Consider the following 17682-nt stretch of genomic DNA (forward strand, 5'->3'; position numbering starts at 1 on the left):
GATGAGCGCATCAACTCGTATTTCAGTACAAACCGAAAATTTTAGCGTTGGTGATGAATACCAATGGCTTTCAGAGTGCGACAGTGATGGTGCTGTTGTGACATTTACCGGTAAAGTTCGCAATCATAATCTTGGTGATGAAGTGAGCACGCTTACGCTTGAGCACTATCCAGGAATGACTGAAAAAGCACTGACGGATATTGTAAACGAAGCCCGTTCTCGTTGGCCTCTACAGCGTGTAAGTGTTATTCACCGCGTAGGAACTTTGCATATTGGTGAAGAGATAGTGTTTGTCGGTGTAACCAGTTCTCATCGTAATAGCGCCTTTGAATCCGCTGAATTTATTATGGATTTCTTAAAAACACGCGCGCCATTTTGGAAAAAAGAAGGGCTTTCTGAAAATAACGAGAGATGGGTTGATGCACGTCAAAGTGATTATGACTCGGCTGAGCGCTGGGAATAAATCACCACACTCAATTAAACACTACATTACTTTACCTAAATTTATTTTATGGTGACATTTCATACAGTTTATTTCATGGAAATGTAAAATCAGTGTGATAAAATTAAATTCTAATGAGCCCATAATGGGCTCTTTACTGAAATAAACGTTATCGTTAAACCTAACGTTATCACTATGATTAAAGGGTAATCATCATGGATCGATTTTCACGTTCAAATGATTCAATCGTACAGCGCACAGGTTCTGGCCTACAAACCTTTATGGCTCAGGTTTATGGTTGGATGACTGTAGGTCTGTTATTAACTGCGTTTGTTGCACTCTACGTTGCATCAAGCGAAGCATTATTATCAATGATTTTCTCAAGCAAGATCGTCTTTTTTGGTCTGATCATTGCTCAATTAGGGTTAGTTTTCGTGTTATCAGGTATGGTTCATAAAATGAGTGGTGCAATGGCAACCTCATTATTTATGCTCTATTCCGTGTTAACGGGCGTGACTATCTCAAGCGTATTACTGCTTTACACCGCATCTTCAATTGCGAGCACATTCTTTATTTGTGCGGCAATGTTCGGCGCATTAAGCATTTACGGTTATACGACTAAGCGTAGCTTAACGGGTATGGGTAGCTTCCTGTTTATGGGGCTTATCGGTATCATTATCGCTTCTATCGTTAATATCTTTATGCAAAGCTCAATGATGAGCATGGTTATCTCTTACGCAGGTGTGTTAATTTTTGCAGGTTTAACTGCTTATGACACACAAAAATTAAAAGATATGGGTAATGAGATTAACCAAGAAGATAAAGAAAATATGCGCCGTTACTCAATTATGGGTGCATTGACGCTTTATTTAGATTTCATCAACCTGTTCTTAATGTTACTGCGTATTTTAGGCGACCGTCGTTAATTTTAACGATATTTGCGGATAAACGTAGTTTAAAAACAGCATAAAAAATAAATCCCATAACTTTATAAGTTGTGGGATTTTTTTGTTTAATAAATTAATGGCTATCGTTTTAAGCTATTTTTCTTTGAAAAAGATAATATGCAAAAGTACCAGTACCTGCGGCAATCACCAATAAAGGCCATAAACTGTGCCATATAACGGTGATATCAGCATTTTTAAGGTAAATCTGTTTTGTGATATCAGTGAAATGACGAATTGGGTTTATCCATGTGGCATGTTGTAGCCAAACGGGCATATTTTCTACCGGTGAAATATAACCCGATAATAAAACTGCTGGCATCATAAATACAAAGACACCAATAAAAGCCTGCTGTTGGGTCGAACTTAATGCCGATATTAATAAGCCAAAACCCACCAGCGATAAGCCATAAATAAGCATGGTAAAGTAAAATAGGACTAATGAACCTGAAAATGGAATTTGATAACCGAATATCCCAATAATTAATACGATGGTACCTTGAACAGCGGCAACAACCATTGCTGGAACTGCCTTGCCAACAAAGATTTGCCATGTTGATAGTGGCGAAACTAACAGTTGATCTAATGTGCCTTGTTCGCGCTCTCTAGCAACAGAAAGTGAAGTGACTATCATCACGCCAATGGTAATAATCAACGCCACTAAAGAAGGCACAATAAACCATTTGTAATTTAAATTCGGGTTATACCAATTACGAACAACAAGTTCTGTTTTATTCAGTAGAGAAGGTGTATTACCTGCTAATTCAGTTTGATAGTTTTGTACGATTTGTTGCACATAATTAGCGGCAATTTGAGCACTATTAGAATTTCGACCATCTAGGATTATTTGCAATTTAACAGGAACATGGCTTTCTAGTTCAGCACTAAAATTCTGGGGAAAACGAACTAATAAAAGCGCTTTGCGGTTATCAATCGTCTCTTTTATTTCATGTTCATTTTTAAGTAAAAGAGTTTGAGAGAATGCACTCGCTTTGGCGATACGTTGGGTTAACTCAATAGATTGTTTACCATTGTCTTCATCAAAAATGGCAATAGAGGCATTGGTAACATCTAACGTTGCGGCAAAAGGGAATAAGATCATCTGAAAGATAACTGGCATTATTAAAATAATACGCGTTTGAGGCTCTTGTAATAATGACTGTAACTCTTTCATTATCAGGGTGAGAAGGCGATAAAACATAAAAGCTCTCCCTTTAATCTAATCGACGACGTGTTGCTAACGCCGTTAATCCAATAAAAAATATTGCCGATACAATTAATAGCCACATATCTAGCATCAATATCAACGGAATATCGCCAGCTAAAAATAGCGTTTGCAAACTACTCACAAAATAACGCGCAGGAATAAAATAGGTCACCACTTGAATAAAGATGGGCATACTATCAATTTCAAAAACAAAGCCTGATAACATAATTGCGGGTAAAAACGCGGCATTTAACGAAATCATCGCGGCATTAAATTGATTACGCGTTAGTGTGGAAATAAGTAATCCCATCCCTAAAGCAGTAGCCAAAAAGAGCGATGTGATCCCGCCTAAAATCCACAATGAACCTCGATAAGGCACGCCAAGCACAAACACGGTGACGACCATACATAACACCATGACAAAACTGCCTAACACTTGGTAAGGAATAAGCTTTGAAAGTAAGAGTTCCGTGCGTGTTATTTGGGTGGAAAGTAGGGCTTCCATAGTGCCTCTTTCCCATTCGCGAGCAATCACTAACGAGGTAAGAATAGCGCCCACTACCGTAATAATAATAGTGACAGCACCCGGAATAATATAATGCTGGCTAATTGCTGCTGGGTTAAACCAATAGCGAGGCTCTATTTCAATTAATGGCGTAGTATCAATTCCTTTACTGATAGCTTGCTGTTGCAACCAAATTTGCCAAACTCCTTTAGTATAAGCTTGAACAAAGTTTGCGGTATTGGGCTCGCTGCCATCAGTGATCACTTGAATGGGGGCTTTAGTATCTTGTCGAGCGAGTAATTCAGCAAAATTAACAGGAATAACCACAATGCCTCGAATTTGTCCTGCCTGCATTTTATCAATGAGTAATTGTCGATTATCACTAATAGTTGCATTGATATACGGTGAATTAGTGAAAGTATAAACCAGCTCTTGCGCAGGTTGGCTTTGTTGATTAGTTAAAATACCAATATTTAATTTGCTTGAGTCTAAATTAATGCCATAACCAAAGATAAACAGCAAAGTAAGTGGGATAACAATAGCAATTAAGGCACTACTGGGATCACGAGTAATTTGCTTTGTTTCTTTTAAGCATAGGGCATATAAACGTCGCCAAGAAAAGCGGGCATGAGATGATTGAGCTGAATTACGCATATTTTTCGCTCCCTTTATCATTTTCACTTTCAAGTTTTTTATCGTAATCCAGCACTAAACCAATAAAGGCATCTTCCATTGAAGGGGTTGGATTATCGTCACTGGCGACCATTTTTTTGAGCGAATCGGGCTCGCCAGCCGCAATGATTTTTCCGCGATAAACCAAACCAATACGATCACAATATTCTGCTTCATCCATAAAGTGAGTGGTAACCATCACGGTCACACCTTTATCAACCATGCCATTAATATGTAGCCAAAACTCTCGTCGCGTTAGTGGGTCAACGCCTGATGTGGGTTCATCTAAAAAGAGAATATCAGGCTCGTGCATTAATGAGCACGCAAGGGCAAGGCGCTGTTTATAACCTAAAGGCAAGGTTTCAGTGATTTGATTTACCATCGGCTGTAAGCCAAAGGCAGTTATCATATCGTTGATTTTATCTCGTTGTTGTTTGCCATGTAAGCCATAGACACCAGAGAAGAATTTCAAGTTTTGTCCCACTTTTAAATTGCCATAAAGTGAGAACTTTTGTGCCATATAACCTAAATGTTGACGTGCTTTACCTGAGCTCTCTTTTAAATCCATACCTAACACAAGTGCTTTACCACTAGTGGGAACTAATAAACCACACATCATTTTAAAGGTTGTTGATTTACCCGCACCATTAGGGCCCAGCAAACCGAAAATTTCACCTCGTTTAACTTGGAAATCAACATGATCGGTTGCTGCAAATTGACCAAACATTTTGGTTAACTGCTGTGCTTCAATGACCGTTTCATTAGGTGCAGGAGGGATCTGAGGCATAATTTCAGCTAATTCAGATTTATGAGAAGGACCGCCTCCTAATAAATCTATAAAAGCATCCTCAAAGCGTGGTGTAGCGGAGATAAGCTTCGCATCAGGTTTACCCAAAGCGTTCAGTAGTTCAGTTTGATTACTCTGTTTTTTCAAGATCAAACGAACGGATTGCCCTTGAATAACGCCATCTGTGACTTGAGGTTGAATAATTGCTTGTTGCAATACTTTTCTACGCTGATGACCTTCAACATTGAGTAGAAAAGAGCGGCCTGCCATTTTTGCTGTTAGATCTTGAGGAATACCACTGTAAAGCAGCTCTCCTTTGTTAAGTAAGAGAATGTTTTTACATTGCTCAGCTTCATCAAGATAAGAGGTGCTCCATAGTATCAACATGCCATCGCTGGCCAAAGCATGTACCATTTGCCACAATTCACGGCGTGCAATGGGATCGACCCCTACGCCAGGCTCGTCAAGAAGCAAAACTTTAGGGCTACCTAATAAAGTACAAGCAAGACCCAGCTTTTGTTTCATCCCTCCTGAAAGATTTCCTGCAAGACGAGAGGTAAAGCGAGTGAGATCGGTGAAGGTGAGCAGTTGGTGATAAATTTTTTCGCGCTCATCACCGATAACATTTTTCAAGTCAGCATAAAGATTGAGGTTTTCTAATACCGTTAAATCTTCATAAAGACCAAATTTTTGCGGCATATAGCCAAGAATAGCTCTGACATCAATACTCTGCTTTTGCGGGTCCATTCCTAAAATATGAATATCACCCGCATCAGGCTTTAATAAACCTGCAAGCATACGGATTAAGGTTGTTTTTCCTGCACCATCAGGACCAACTAACCCCGTCACAGAGCCACCGGTAATGGTGGCTGTTAATGACGAAACTGCGGGGCTTTCCAGTCCTGCAAAGCATTTCTCAACGCCTTGAAGCTCAATAGTGTAATCAGTGTGTTCCATTTTTCCCCCCACACTTAATGAGAGGAGGCAAATTTTAAGGTGACAGGCATACCTTGGCGCAGAGCGTCATCAGCATCCGTTACAACTACTCTGAGACGATAAACTAAATCCGTTCTTAACTCCGGTGTTTCAACACTTTTTGGGGTAAATTCAGCTGTTGGTGAAACAAATCCAATTGTACCGTGATAAGGCTTATCTTTACGCCCATCGGTGTATAGATAAACTTCTCGATTAGGAACGGCTTCGCTTAAATGAGTTTCGCTGATATAAGCTCTGACCCAAACAGGGTTAGTTAATGACACCGTAAATACAGGGCTTCCAGCGGATAATATCGTCCCTGGCTCCACTGCTCGAGTTAATACAGTACCTTGTGATGGAGAGATTAATTGCGTGTCTTGGAGGTTTAATTCAGCTTGAGCAACAGCGGCTTTAGCTTGCATAACTTGTCCTCTCGCTGCATCAATGTCTTCTTTTCGATAACCATTTTGATACTGATTTAGCTTATCTTGTGCCGCCTTCAATGCGGCTGCTGCTTGATTGCGGTTATTTCTTGCGCTATCTAAATCATTGGCTGAGATTACTTTTCGGTTAGCAAGATCTTGCTGGCGTTTATAAAAGTTATCCGCGTATTGCCAAGCGGCTTGTTTTAATGACACATCAGATTGAGCTTGTGCGATTTCCTCAGTGCGATATCCCGCTTCCATTAAAGATAGCGAGGCAATGGCACTATCACGCTCACCATAAGCTTTATTTAGTGCATTGCGATAGGGCGCATCATCAAGCTTGCCTAATAATTGCCCTTTTTGGACAGGAGCACCTTCATCAACTTGTAATGTGTCTAATCTTCCAGCAACACGAAAACTAAGGTTGACTGTACGTATATCGACATTGCCATAGAGTACTAATTCAGACTCTTTGTTTTCTTCGTAATAATAGATACCTGCAACAATACCGATAATAATCATTAAGATAATAAAGAAACTGACTTTTTTAGTTTTCATAATAACTCTATTTATGCGTGATGAGTGTTAGTGTAAATCTCTCTTAATCCATTGAGTAATAAAGTAATATGAGTTTTTAAGGTGTTGGAGATAATCTGATACTCATTTTTACCAATCCTATCCCATCCAGTTTGTCTTAGGATAGTTTCCCTAACTAAACGAAATGATAACACTTCTCCCAATATAGCGTGAGTATGTAACATTGTTGTAGGTAGTGTGGCATCTAAGCCAATATAGATAGCTAATAGTTTGTTTACACGCGTTAAAAGAGGCGATAACGCTTGCTGGTGGATCAAGGAATATGCTTCGGTTGGAACAAGCTGTTCTCTTGCCATAATGCGGCTAAGATGAATATTGGCTTTATCAAGTACCAGTTGAGCATATTGTAAAAAGCTATCTGTGATCAGCGTTTGTAGCAATGGTAGATGCTCTGTGGGATTGGGCCGCTCAAGAAATTCGTCAAGAATGGCAACGGTAGGCTCAAAATCAAGGCGAATAAGATCAGCAATATGTTGTGCAACGGCGAGATACAACCCTTCTTTGGAACCAAAATAATAAGCGATAGCGGCAATATTTTGTTGAGCAGCTTGTGCAATTTGGCGTGTTGTGGCGGCATCTGGCCCATTTTTACCAAAGATCTCACATGCCGCTTCCAATAATTGTCGTTTTGCTAGTTCACCGCGCGTCGTCTTCTGTTGGGTGTCTGACATAATAGAAGATACCTTACTTAAGTAAAATGTAACAAAACCAATGATATTAAAAACAGCGATAACAAGGCGTATTATATTAGATGATATTGAACAATAGGGAAAATTTGTGATAAATAATCGAATAAAGGTGATGTGTAATAAAAAAAGTGCAATCTATTATTGAAAATTATTTTTGTATTCTGAATACAGCAAAAACTGTTAGAATAGGGGTTATTAGGTTAACCTAACAAGGTTCATTCTCTTTCATCACTGTCTATATCGAGAAATGATAGTACCTATAGAGTAATATTACCTATAGATTGACAGTATGAAAGCCCGTCATTTTAATTTCAATCACCGTGTTATACGTTCTGGTTGTAGGAGACTACTGTTTTGACCGATTTTACATCGCTTGGTTTAAGTGAGGCGCTTCTCCGCGCTATTGATGAACAAGGGTATAAAACCCCAACCCCTATTCAACAGCAGGCGATTGAGCCGATTTTGGCGGGTAAAGACGTATTAGCGAGTGCACAAACGGGCACAGGTAAAACAGCAGCTTTTACATTACCAATATTGGAAAAGTTGTCTCAATCAGCAGAAAAAACAAAAGGCCGTCAACCCGTTAAAGCGCTGATTTTGACACCAACGCGTGAGTTAGCGGCTCAAATTGCTGAAAACGTAAAAGCGTATAGCCGTTATATTCCAATTCGTTCGTTAGTCGTTTTTGGTGGAGTAAGCATCAATCCACAAATGATGAAATTACGCGGCGGTGTTGATGTACTGATTGCAACACCGGGACGTTTACTCGATCTTGAACATCAAAATGCGGTTGATCTTTCTCGCGTTGAAGTTTTAGTGCTTGATGAAGCTGACCGCATGTTAGATATGGGCTTTATCCACGATATTCGCCGTGTAATTAATAAATTACCGAAAAAACGTCAAAATTTACTATTTTCAGCGACATTCTCTAAAGAGATCACTGGTCTTGCCAATTCGCTATTAAATGATCCGGTGAGTATTTCTGTTGCACCAAGAAATTCAGCTGCTGAATCTGTTGATCAACATGTGCATTTAGTTGATAAAAAGCGTAAAACCGAGCTGTTATCACATTTAATTGGTTTAGAAAATTGGTCTCAAGTGCTGATTTTTACCCGTACTAAACATGGTGCGAATAAACTTGCTGAACATTTAAATGCAGATGGTATTAAATCAGCCGCTATTCACGGAAATAAAAGCCAAGGTGCAAGAACTCGCGCATTAGCTGATTTTAAAGATGGTAAATTAAAAGCATTAGTTGCAACAGATATTGCCGCTCGTGGTCTTGATATCGACCAACTGCCGTATGTTGTCAATTTTGAATTACCGCAAGTCGCAGAAGATTATGTTCACCGTATTGGTAGAACAGGTCGCGCTGCCGCAACGGGTAAGGCTATTTCACTTGTTTGCGTTGATGAACATGGTTTATTAGCTGATATTGAACGTTTATTAAAACGCGAAATTCCACGTTTAGCATTAGAAGGTTACGATCCTGATCCTTCAATTAAAGCAGCACCTTTGCATAAAAAACCAAAGAATAATGCACCGCGTAGAAGTGGTGGTCGTGCAGATATTCGTGGTAAAGACAATCGCAACAACAGTCGTAAAGACGGCGATAGCGAAGGTAAAGAGTCTGGACGTAATAAAAGCAAAGAAAACTACCGTAATAAAGATGGTTCTCGTACCGGAAAATTAGGGCCTCGTCGTTCACGTAAAAGTGATGAAAGTAGTGATAATCAAAGCCCTTGGTCGAAAGCTAGAAAAGAGTTTTGAGGTTAAAAAGTGCGAGTTCTATTAGCGCCAATGGAGGGGGTTTTAGACCCCCTTGTGAGAGAATTACTCACCTCGATTAACGATTACGATCTCTGTATTACAGAGTTTGTACGAGTTGTAGATTCATTGCTGCCCACGAAAGCCTTTTACCGCTTATGTCCTGAATTGCAGACAGAAAGCCGTACTAAAAGTGGAACACTGGTGCGAGTGCAATTATTAGGACAACATCCGCAATGGTTGGCTGAAAATGCCTTTAGAGCCGTTTCTTTGGGCTCTTGGGGAGTTGATTTAAACTGCGGTTGCCCTTCAAAAACAGTTAATGGCAGCGGTGGTGGTGCTTCACTTCTAAAACAGCCAGAAACGATTTATCAAGCAACAAAAGCAATGCGTGATGCCGTGCCTTTAGAGTTACCTGTGTCTGTTAAAGTGAGACTTGGCTGGGATTCTTCTGCGTATAGCCATGAGATTGCGGATGCAGTGGTGCAAGGTGGTGCTACGGAAATCACCATACATGGCAGAACAAAAGAAGATGGCTATAATGCCGAAAAAATTAACTGGCAGGCAATTGGTGATATACGCCAAAGACTTTCAATACCAGTGATTGCTAATGGCGAAATTTGGAACCGTGAAGATGCATTAGCCTGCTTAGCCACAACAGGTTGCGATGCGATAATGATTGGTCGCGGTGCGATGAATACCCCTAATTTAAGCCGTGTCGTAAAAGGCATAGAAGCGAGAATGCCTTGGCAAGAGGTTATTGAATTATTAAAGCGCTATGTTCGATTAGAAAAGCGTGGAGATACGACGATTTATCATGCATCACGTATTAAGCAGTGGTTTAGCTATTTACGAAAAGAGTATCCAGAAGCAGATGAGTTATTTAGGCAAATTAGGACACTAAAAACCTCACCAGAAATCGCTGTGGCAATAGAAGCGTTATAGTTTAAAAATAATCTTATCCGATAAAAAATAGCGCTAATTAATCAGCGCTATTTTTGTTTATTAAGAAATAATCCATCTATTTATCCTAAATATTATGTAATTCATTCCTAATAATTGGAAAAAATCACTCTTTCGACTTACACTCAATAAGTGACATTTTTGGATATGTTGTTTATATCATGACTATTTTTAGGGGGAAATATGGGAATTATTGCTTGGATCATCTTTGGTCTGATCGCAGGTATTTTGGCGAAATTCTTAATGCCAGGCTCTTATGATATTGGTCTGATATGGACTTGTATTCTGGGTATTGTGGGTGCTGTTGTTGGTGGTGCGATTAGTAACTTTTTTGGCAAAGGTAAAGTTGATGGGTTTAACTTTGGTAGCTTTGTGGTTGCTATCATCGGTGCCATTGTCGTGCTCTATCTTGCAAAAATCTTCGCAAGTTAATACCTTCACACCCAATAGATATTGATAATAAACCCGCATAATGCGGGTTTACTTTTTTAAAGCATCAACAGATTAATTAGCATTCACAAGGAAGGGCACTTTCAGCACCCCATTGCGCCCAAGAGCCGTCATAGAGTGCAATAGATTGGCAACCCAATACAGTTAACGCTAAAAATAAAATTGCCGCAGTCATACCTGAGCCACAGGTAACAATAATAGGCTGTGATAAATCAACACCAGCTTGTTCAAATATCTGCTTTAATTCAATTTTTTGTTTTAATTGCCCATTAATGACTAACTCATTCCACGGAACGTTTTTACTGCCGGGAATATGTCCACTGCGCAAGCCCGGGCGAGGCTCCGGCGCTCTACCATAAAAACGATCAGCAGAGCGAGCATCGATCATCTGTTTTTGCTTAGTCTCTAAATTATCAAGAAGTTGCTGTTTATTGGCATAACGTTGTGCGTGACGTTCAACCACAAAAGGAGACTGAGCAGGTACTTTTATTGCCTCATCTTGTTCTGTTGTAAATCCAGCATCAATCCATGCTTGTAAACCTCCAGCAAGAATACGCACATTACGACAACCTAGTGTTGTTAATGTCCACCAACCTCTTGGTGCTGAAAATAAGTTACCTTGATCGTAAATAATTACGGTCGAAGTATTGGAGATCCCTAATTGCGTCAGTGTTTCTGAAAACAGTGCATCAGAAGGGAGCATATGTGGTAGTGGCGTGGTTTTATCTGCGACTTCATCAAGATCAAAAAAATGGGCATGTGGAATATGACGTTCAAGGTAAAGCGCTTGATAGTCAATCTGTTGAGTTGGCATTGGTGCGCTTACATCAAGGATCACAAGATCAGCATCATTTTGATGTTCAAATAACCATTGGGGAGTAACAAAGTAATCGTATTCCACGGTGCGACCTCATTTATTTAGCAGAAGGTGAGCTGTCTGGGATAGCCGGAAATTGCTGTGTAGGTGATGTTTCAGGTTGAGTCTGCTCTGTTTCTATTGGTGTCGTGGAGCGTGTATAGATATTTAAGCCCGCAAGGAAAACACCACCGATAGAACCAAAGGCAAGTAGCGCGATAATCACAATAATTATTTTTTTCATAATGTTCATTTGCAGATGAATGTTGCGCAAAAGTATATCGAGATATGAAGTTGAAACAAGTACTAAGTCGGTTTAATCAGCAAATGATAGTAGCTAGAACGTCTTATTTTTAGGCAAAAAAAGGGGTGGATAGATAAATAAACAGGCTATTTACTTTTTATAAATAGCCTGAGTAGAGTTAATGTTGACGTTAATTATTTCAATCAAAGGTTACAGTCAATGATAAGAAAAAATCCCTTAAACTCAGGAGTAAATGAGTTTAAGGGTAAGGGTAACGCAACTTAATTAGGAATATAAAAACCAGAATGTCATTGCTAAGTTCACAATAGCCGCGACAGCCATAGGAATGGCGGTACGTTTAACTATTTGGAAAGGAGAGACATTCGCAATACCTGCAATGGCGACAATGGCTGCGGTAATGGGTGAAACAGTACGACCAAAGCTGGTCATTATTTGCATTGGTAAAATTAAAGTAATGACATCGACTTTTAAGAAGGCGGCAATTTTGGGTGTTAAGGCAGCAAATGAGAAGAACGCCGCATTACCTGAACCCATTAAAAATGCCGCTAATGCAAGAATGGCACTCATTACAATGATCATCGCTGCAATACCAAAACCTGCGTCTTGAGCGGAGCTAATTAGCGTATCGACGGCACCACTTTTAAGTAAACCATTGGCAAAGAACTCACCAGACACAATTAACGATACCACTAAGACAAATTGCTTACCCATTCCTTCAAAGAACAACATAAAGCTATTCATTACGGCTTTTGCATCGCGTAAGCGAACATATTCAAAAAGAAGTGCAATCACGGTACTAATAATCATTGCTGTGGTGACTTCTAATTTAATATACGGGTGTAGCAAAGGGCTGAAGCCAATAATCAGAATTAAAGGGATCACCGGTAATAAGGCATAAGACAGTGGAATTTTATTGCCTTCTTCTTTTACTGCATCGATGGTTGTTGGGTCAAAAACAAATCCTTCACGTTTATCCCACCAGCGTTGAATAAAGAAATGAGTGATCGCAACGGCAATAATAATAGGAATTGTGATCGGTAGCTGGTGCTGAACAAAATAGACTGCCGGTTCAATATCTGCTGTTTTTGCCGCCATAATCACGTTACCAGAGCCGGGACCATGGTCGATAAATTGGCAGCATCCAATAACGGCTAAAGCAGAAAGTGGGCTAATACCAGAACGAATTAATATCGGATACATGGTGACCATTAACAGCATACCTAAACCTGCATGGCTAGGAATAAAGATAACCAAGATTTGAGTAACTAGAAATGAGATCACTAATAATAAGTAAGGCGATTTTATCGCTTTTAATGGTTTTTCAAAAATAGCGAATAAAGCACGGCTTGCGCCAACGTGTTCCATATAACGAGAGAAACCCGCAATTGCCATTAATGTTAAACCAAGACCCGCTAGGCGAGAACTCATAATATCCGTAAAGATTTGGAAAATATCAAAATATTTAAATTGAGTAGACTTATTTTCTGGCAATAACGGATTAAGGTCGAGAGATGCTGTTAAGAGCAATAGCAATAATCCGCCGAGTAATAATACTGGCTGAGGTTTATAACCTCGCGCCAGTAAATAAACCACCAACGCTGTTACCAGCGCGGCAATGATTAAACCTGTCATAGTGAATTCCCCGGTAATGATGCAATATTTTTTGTTATTGGTTTAATGCTGAAAAAGCTTGTGTAATATCTGCAATAAGATCATCCGTTGCTTCAAGACCAACATGTAAACGGACAAAAGGACCATGACCTTCACGCCAATCAGATGCTGTTCTCGCACCGACAACATTGGCAGGTAAAGCGAGGCTTTCAAATCCCCCCCAAGAAGCACCGATACCAAAAAGTTCAAGCGCATCAATAAATTGTTCTGATTGTTTAGTGGTGTATTCTTGTTTAAATTCAATGGTTAATAGACCGTTACTGCCTTTGCAGTCACGTTTCCATAAATCATGACGAGGGTGATTAGGTAATTCAGGGAACCAGACTTTTTCAACTTCAGGGCGAGTCTCTAACCACTGTGCAATAGCGAGTGCTGATTTACCATGTGCTGCGATGCGTTGGCCTAAGGTTCTCATACCACGAAGAACTAATGCTGCATCATCTGGGCTACTGGCTTGACCTAATGCTTCAGGTAAAGCACCAATTTTTTTCCATGCTTTTTCATTCGCAACCATAATGCCCATCATCACATCAGAGTGACCGCATAAATATTTAGTTGCCGCGATAACAGAGACATCTGCGCCTAATTCCAGCGGGTTATAAAGCCATGCAGAGCCCCAAGTATTATCAACACCAACAGGAATATCTCTCTCATGAGCAATACGGCAAATTTCAGGTAAATCGAGCATTTCATAAAGTAATGAGCCCGGTGATTCGACAAAAATAAGCTGTGTATTTTGTTGAATTTTTTGTTCAAAATCAGAACCATCGGTTTTAAAGAAACTATAAGCAATGTTATTAGGCTCAAGAAAAGCTGATGCGATTTTACGAACAGGCTCATAAACAGAATCAGCAAATAAAACATGTCCACCACTGCGGGCATATCCCATAATAGTGACCGCAATAGCCGCTAATCCGGTAGGGAATAACTGCGCACGATGACCGCCTTCTAATTCGGTTACTAAAGCTTCAAGGGCAAATGCGGTTTCTGTACCACGTGCGCCGTAGCTTAAAACACGCTCTGTTGCACGACGATCACGAACATCACGCCAACTTTTAATAGAATCAAAAACGATGGTGCTGGCTCTCATTACGGGTGGATTAATGGGACCTGACGTTTTGATTTCTTGGCGTCCACTGTGTATCAGTTTTGTTTGTTTATTTTGTTTCATTATTAATATCTCCAAATATAGAAATAGAGTTCCCCGGTAATTAAATAAAAGGATTAATTACTGTTTGCGCTTATTTTGTTTCTATTATTTATAACAAACTTATTTATTTTTAAAATAGCTATTTTCTAAAAATGATGATCTTCCTCTAACTTTTTAGCATTAATTATTCTAATTAAATCTTAAATGTTATTTAAGATTCAAAAGTTATAACTAATAAATAAAGAGTTATTTATAACATATTGAATTAATGTTATTTTTTAATTGATTAGAAATATTTGAAATTAGATTAAAATTATCAAAGTGTTTTTTTTGAGATTATATTGCATAAATAAAATAACAATCTAACAAGTCGTTTGATTAAGAAAACGATTTTTTTATTATTTTTTGAACAGGGGAAATAATTATGGGAACCAGCGTTTTTGATTCGGTTTTATTAAAGAATTTATGGTCAACAGAAGAGATGAGAACTATTTTTTCTGATAAAACCAGAATGCAAAATTGGCTTGATTATGAAGCGGCATTAGCGATTGAACAAGCCGAATTAGGTTTGATCCCAAAAGAGGCTGCAAAAGTGATTGCAGATACTGCGAAACTTGAAAAGCTCGATATGGATTATGTATTAGAACAAGTGCGTCTTACTCGCCATCCATTAGTGCCAACAATTCGTGGCTTAGAACATGCTTGCCCAGAACACTATGGGGAATATGTTCACTTTGGTCCAACAACACAAGATGTTATTGATACAGGCCTTGTACTACAACTAAAAGATGCTCATCATACTTTTTTACGTGATATCAAAGTATTAGGTCGTGCATTGCTTTCATTAAGTGAACAACATCGCAACACACCAATGGTTGGACGTACATTAGCCTTACAAGCTCTGCCAATTACATTTGGTCATAAAACCGCAATTTGGCTAACTGAGTTAGCGCGTCATTATCAACGTCTTAAAGAGATCGAACCTCGCTTATTTGTGGGTAGTGTTGTTGGTGCTGTGGGGACAAAAGCCTCTTTAAGTGATAAAGCTGATGAATTAGAAGCCCGTGTATTAAAACGCTTAGGCTTAGGTGTACCTGAAATTTCATGGCAACCTGCGCGTGATAGATTCAGTGAGTATGGCATGCTAATGGGCTTAATCAGCGGAACTTTAGGTAAAATTGCCAATGAAATCCTATTGTTAGCGCATAACGAAATTGATGAGCTATCTGAGCCTTTCAGCAAAGGACAAGTGGGTTCTTCGACTATGCCACATAAGCGTAACCCTGCCATTGTTGAAAATGCGGCCTGTGTGAGTAATACCCTAAAAGCGAATCTTTCTGTTTTAACGGATATGATGAAACACCAACATGAGCGCGATGGTGCAATCTGGAAAATGGAATGGAAGATCATGCCAGAAATGTGCCTGATGTTGTCTGTTATCTTCGACAATATGAAAACAGTAATAGGCGGGCTAAATGTGCATGTTGAGAAAATGCGCAAAAATATGGATATTCTGGGTGGCTTTATGCTGGCAGAGCGTGTGATGTTTGCATTATCTGATAAAGCAGGTAAACAAACCGCGCATGAAATTGTGTATGAAGCATCAATGTCTGGACAAGAAGAAGGCATAACTTTCGTTGAAGCGATTAACCGTGATACCCGTATTCGTGATCACATTACTCAAGAAGAGCTTGATGCACTTTTAGATCCAACGACATATGTCGGTAATGCACCTGCCCAAGTTGATCGTGTTGTCGCACAAACCAAAGCCTCTGGCTGGTTAAATGACTAAGTGACTTAATTACATCCAACCTTCTTATTATCTAAAAGCCGGTGATATTACTGGCTTTTTCTTATCTATTTCGAGGTGTTTATGACATTGAGTCAGCAGTTAGCCCAATTTATTACGACAACCACTTTCTCTGATTTACCTGCTCAAGTTGTTAGCCGAGCCAAAATTCATTTATTAGATACATTAGGTGTCGCACTTGCTGGCAGTGTGCAACAAAGTGCTATTCAAAGCCGTCAAGGTGTGGCTTTTTTACCTGATAGCCAAGGCAACATTCCGATTTGGGGAAGTTCGCTCACAGTAAGTACTACGGTGGCGGCACTTACAAATGGTATTGCATCACATGCCTTGGATTTTGATGATACACACACTGATTCGATTGCACATGGTAGCGCAGTATTAACGCCGATTGCTTTTGCATTGGGTGAGTCAATTGGTGCGTCATCAAAAGATATTCTAACGGCGTGGGTGATTGGCTGGGAAGTTGCCGCTAGAGTCGGCTTAGCAAGCCATAGTGGATTTCATCAGCGAGGTTTTCATGCCACAGCAATTGCAGGAATTTTTGGCGCTACGGCTTGTGCCGCTTCACTATTAAAGTTAACGCCAAAACAAACTGTGAATGCAATAGGCCTAACAGGAAGCCAAGCAGGAGGCGTGGCAGAATATCTTACTAACAGTTCATCTTCTAAATGCTTTCATGCGGGATGGGCTGCACAATCAGGTATTATCGCAGCATCATTAGCAAAAGGCGGAATGACAGGCCCTGAAACAATATTTGAAGGTCGTTATAGCCTTTATCAAACACATGGTATTAAAGAGCAAGCACAACCAGAACAAGTGGCATCAGGATTAGGTGATGTATGGGAATTTTTAAATGTTTCCATTAAGCCTTATCCGGTGTGCCATTTTGCTCATGCGACTGTGGATTGTGGGCGTAATTTGCTGAAAAAAGGGATCACGGCTGATGATATCGATAGTGTTGAGTGCGTTGTCGATCCAGTAGCGGCTGCTTTGATTTGCGAGCCACCTGAAACAAAATGGGCGCCTCAAACCGCGTATGGCGCTAAATTTAGTTTACCGTGGTTATTTGCTGCGGGTTTTCTAGATAATGCTTTAACGCTCTCTTCATTATTACCTGAAAACCTACAACGGGAAGATATTCAGTCACTTGCGAAGCGTGTAAGTTATCGTTATCCCGAAAAAGGGGAGATCCCATTTCCTACCTATTTTCCTGGATTAATTTTCGTGACATTAAAAAATGGCGAGAAGATCACAGAGAGATTAGATATTCAATATGGTAATCCGAAAAAACCAATGACAGATAAAGATGTGATCAGTAAGTTTTACGATAATGCATCGTTGGCGATAGAAGCAGAACAATCAGCACAATTAGTTGAAAAAATACTGCATTTCGACAGTGTCACTATTTCAGAAGTAACACAATTATTACGTATTAAAGAAATAGAAGGTTAGGCTGAAATATTATAAACAAGATGATTGTGAAGGATTGGTTTTAACTACCAATCCT

Annotated in this window: 16 protein-coding genes; 7 read left to right on the top strand and 9 right to left on the bottom strand. The window is 39.6% G+C overall.

Annotation, left to right across the window (positions count from 1 at the left end; all coding sequences use genetic code 11):
* Position 1: 1 nt before the first annotated feature.
* The gene (moaE, locus tag D7029_RS05730; RefSeq protein ID WP_194952085.1) at positions 2-463 is read left to right on the top strand and encodes a molybdopterin synthase catalytic subunit MoaE; all 462 of its coding nucleotides are present in this window, start codon (positions 2-4) and stop codon (positions 461-463) included.
* A 194-nt stretch (positions 464-657) separates the two neighbouring features.
* Positions 658-1368, top strand: coding sequence for a Bax inhibitor-1 family protein (locus D7029_RS05735; protein ID WP_109398111.1), 711 nt, complete (start codon positions 658-660; stop codon positions 1366-1368).
* A 109-nt stretch (positions 1369-1477) separates the two neighbouring features.
* Here the strand turns inward: D7029_RS05735 and D7029_RS05740 are convergent, their stop codons facing one another.
* Genes D7029_RS05740 through cecR form a run of 5 tightly spaced genes read right to left on the bottom strand, consistent with a single transcriptional unit; the run spans position 1478 to position 7225 of the window.
* A complete protein-coding gene (locus tag D7029_RS05740; RefSeq protein ID WP_194952086.1) occupies positions 1478-2587 on the bottom strand; it encodes an ABC transporter permease in 1110 nt (369 codons plus the stop codon).
* Between the two features lie 13 nt (positions 2588-2600).
* The gene (locus D7029_RS05745) at positions 2601-3752 is read right to left on the bottom strand and encodes an ABC transporter permease (RefSeq protein WP_088493373.1); all 1152 of its coding nucleotides are present in this window, start codon (positions 3750-3752) and stop codon (positions 2601-2603) included.
* Positions 3745-5514, bottom strand: coding sequence for an ATP-binding cassette domain-containing protein (locus D7029_RS05750; RefSeq protein ID WP_194952087.1), 1770 nt, complete (start codon positions 5512-5514; stop codon positions 3745-3747). The genes D7029_RS05745 and D7029_RS05750 overlap by 8 nt, the downstream gene beginning before the upstream one ends.
* A 14-nt stretch (positions 5515-5528) precedes the next feature.
* Positions 5529-6515, bottom strand: a complete 987-nt coding sequence (gene hlyD / locus D7029_RS05755; RefSeq protein WP_194952088.1) for a secretion protein HlyD — start codon at positions 6513-6515, stop codon at positions 5529-5531.
* An 11-nt stretch (positions 6516-6526) separates the two neighbouring features.
* Positions 6527-7225: a transcriptional regulator CecR gene (gene cecR, locus D7029_RS05760; protein ID WP_088493370.1), complete on the bottom strand. Its 699-nt coding sequence runs from the start codon at positions 7223-7225 to the stop codon at positions 6527-6529.
* A gap of 372 nt (positions 7226-7597) precedes the next feature.
* On the opposite strand from cecR, the gene rhlE reads away from it, so the two are divergent.
* The 3 genes from rhlE to D7029_RS05775 all read left to right on the top strand — a co-directional run bounded on the left by rhlE (position 7598) and on the right by D7029_RS05775 (position 10405).
* Complete coding sequence (gene rhlE, locus D7029_RS05765) at positions 7598-9013, top strand: ATP-dependent RNA helicase RhlE (RefSeq protein WP_194952089.1); 1416 nt, start codon at positions 7598-7600, stop codon at positions 9011-9013.
* Positions 9014-9022: 9 nt separating this feature from the next.
* A complete protein-coding gene (gene dusC, locus D7029_RS05770; protein ID WP_194952090.1) occupies positions 9023-9955 on the top strand; it encodes a tRNA dihydrouridine(16) synthase DusC in 933 nt (310 codons plus the stop codon).
* A gap of 201 nt (positions 9956-10156) precedes the next feature.
* A complete protein-coding gene (locus D7029_RS05775) occupies positions 10157-10405 on the top strand; it encodes a GlsB/YeaQ/YmgE family stress response membrane protein (protein ID WP_088493367.1) in 249 nt (82 codons plus the stop codon).
* Positions 10406-10481: 76 nt separating this feature from the next.
* Here D7029_RS05775 and sseA read toward each other — a convergent pair whose 3' ends face one another.
* The 4 genes from sseA to metC all read right to left on the bottom strand — a co-directional run bounded on the left by sseA (position 10482) and on the right by metC (position 14386).
* Positions 10482-11324 (bottom strand): 3-mercaptopyruvate sulfurtransferase, encoded by an 843-nt coding sequence (gene sseA / locus D7029_RS05780; protein WP_194952091.1) that lies wholly within the window; start codon positions 11322-11324, stop codon positions 10482-10484.
* 13 nt (positions 11325-11337) lie between these two features.
* Positions 11338-11523: a hypothetical protein gene (locus D7029_RS05785; protein WP_036912140.1), complete on the bottom strand. Its 186-nt coding sequence runs from the start codon at positions 11521-11523 to the stop codon at positions 11338-11340.
* A 285-nt stretch (positions 11524-11808) separates the two neighbouring features.
* Positions 11809-13176, bottom strand: coding sequence for a C4-dicarboxylate transporter DcuC (dcuC, locus tag D7029_RS05790; protein ID WP_099075077.1), 1368 nt, complete (start codon positions 13174-13176; stop codon positions 11809-11811).
* 34 nt (positions 13177-13210) lie between these two features.
* Positions 13211-14386, bottom strand: a complete 1176-nt coding sequence (gene metC / locus D7029_RS05795; protein WP_194952092.1) for a cystathionine beta-lyase — start codon at positions 14384-14386, stop codon at positions 13211-13213.
* Positions 14387-14789: 403 nt separating this feature from the next.
* Between metC and purB the strand changes: the two genes are divergently transcribed.
* Positions 14790-16157 carry an adenylosuccinate lyase gene (purB, locus tag D7029_RS05800; RefSeq protein ID WP_088493363.1) on the top strand — a complete coding sequence of 456 codons (1368 nt, stop codon included), beginning with the start codon at positions 14790-14792 and terminating at the stop codon, positions 16155-16157.
* Positions 16158-16238: 81 nt separating this feature from the next.
* The gene (locus D7029_RS05805; protein WP_194952093.1) at positions 16239-17627 is read left to right on the top strand and encodes an MmgE/PrpD family protein; all 1389 of its coding nucleotides are present in this window, start codon (positions 16239-16241) and stop codon (positions 17625-17627) included.
* Positions 17628-17682: the final 55 nt, after the last annotated feature.

Origin of the sequence: Proteus vulgaris, from assembly GCF_016647575.1 — a bacterium.
In the GTDB taxonomy this organism is placed as follows: domain Bacteria; phylum Pseudomonadota; class Gammaproteobacteria; order Enterobacterales; family Enterobacteriaceae; genus Proteus; species Proteus mirabilis_B.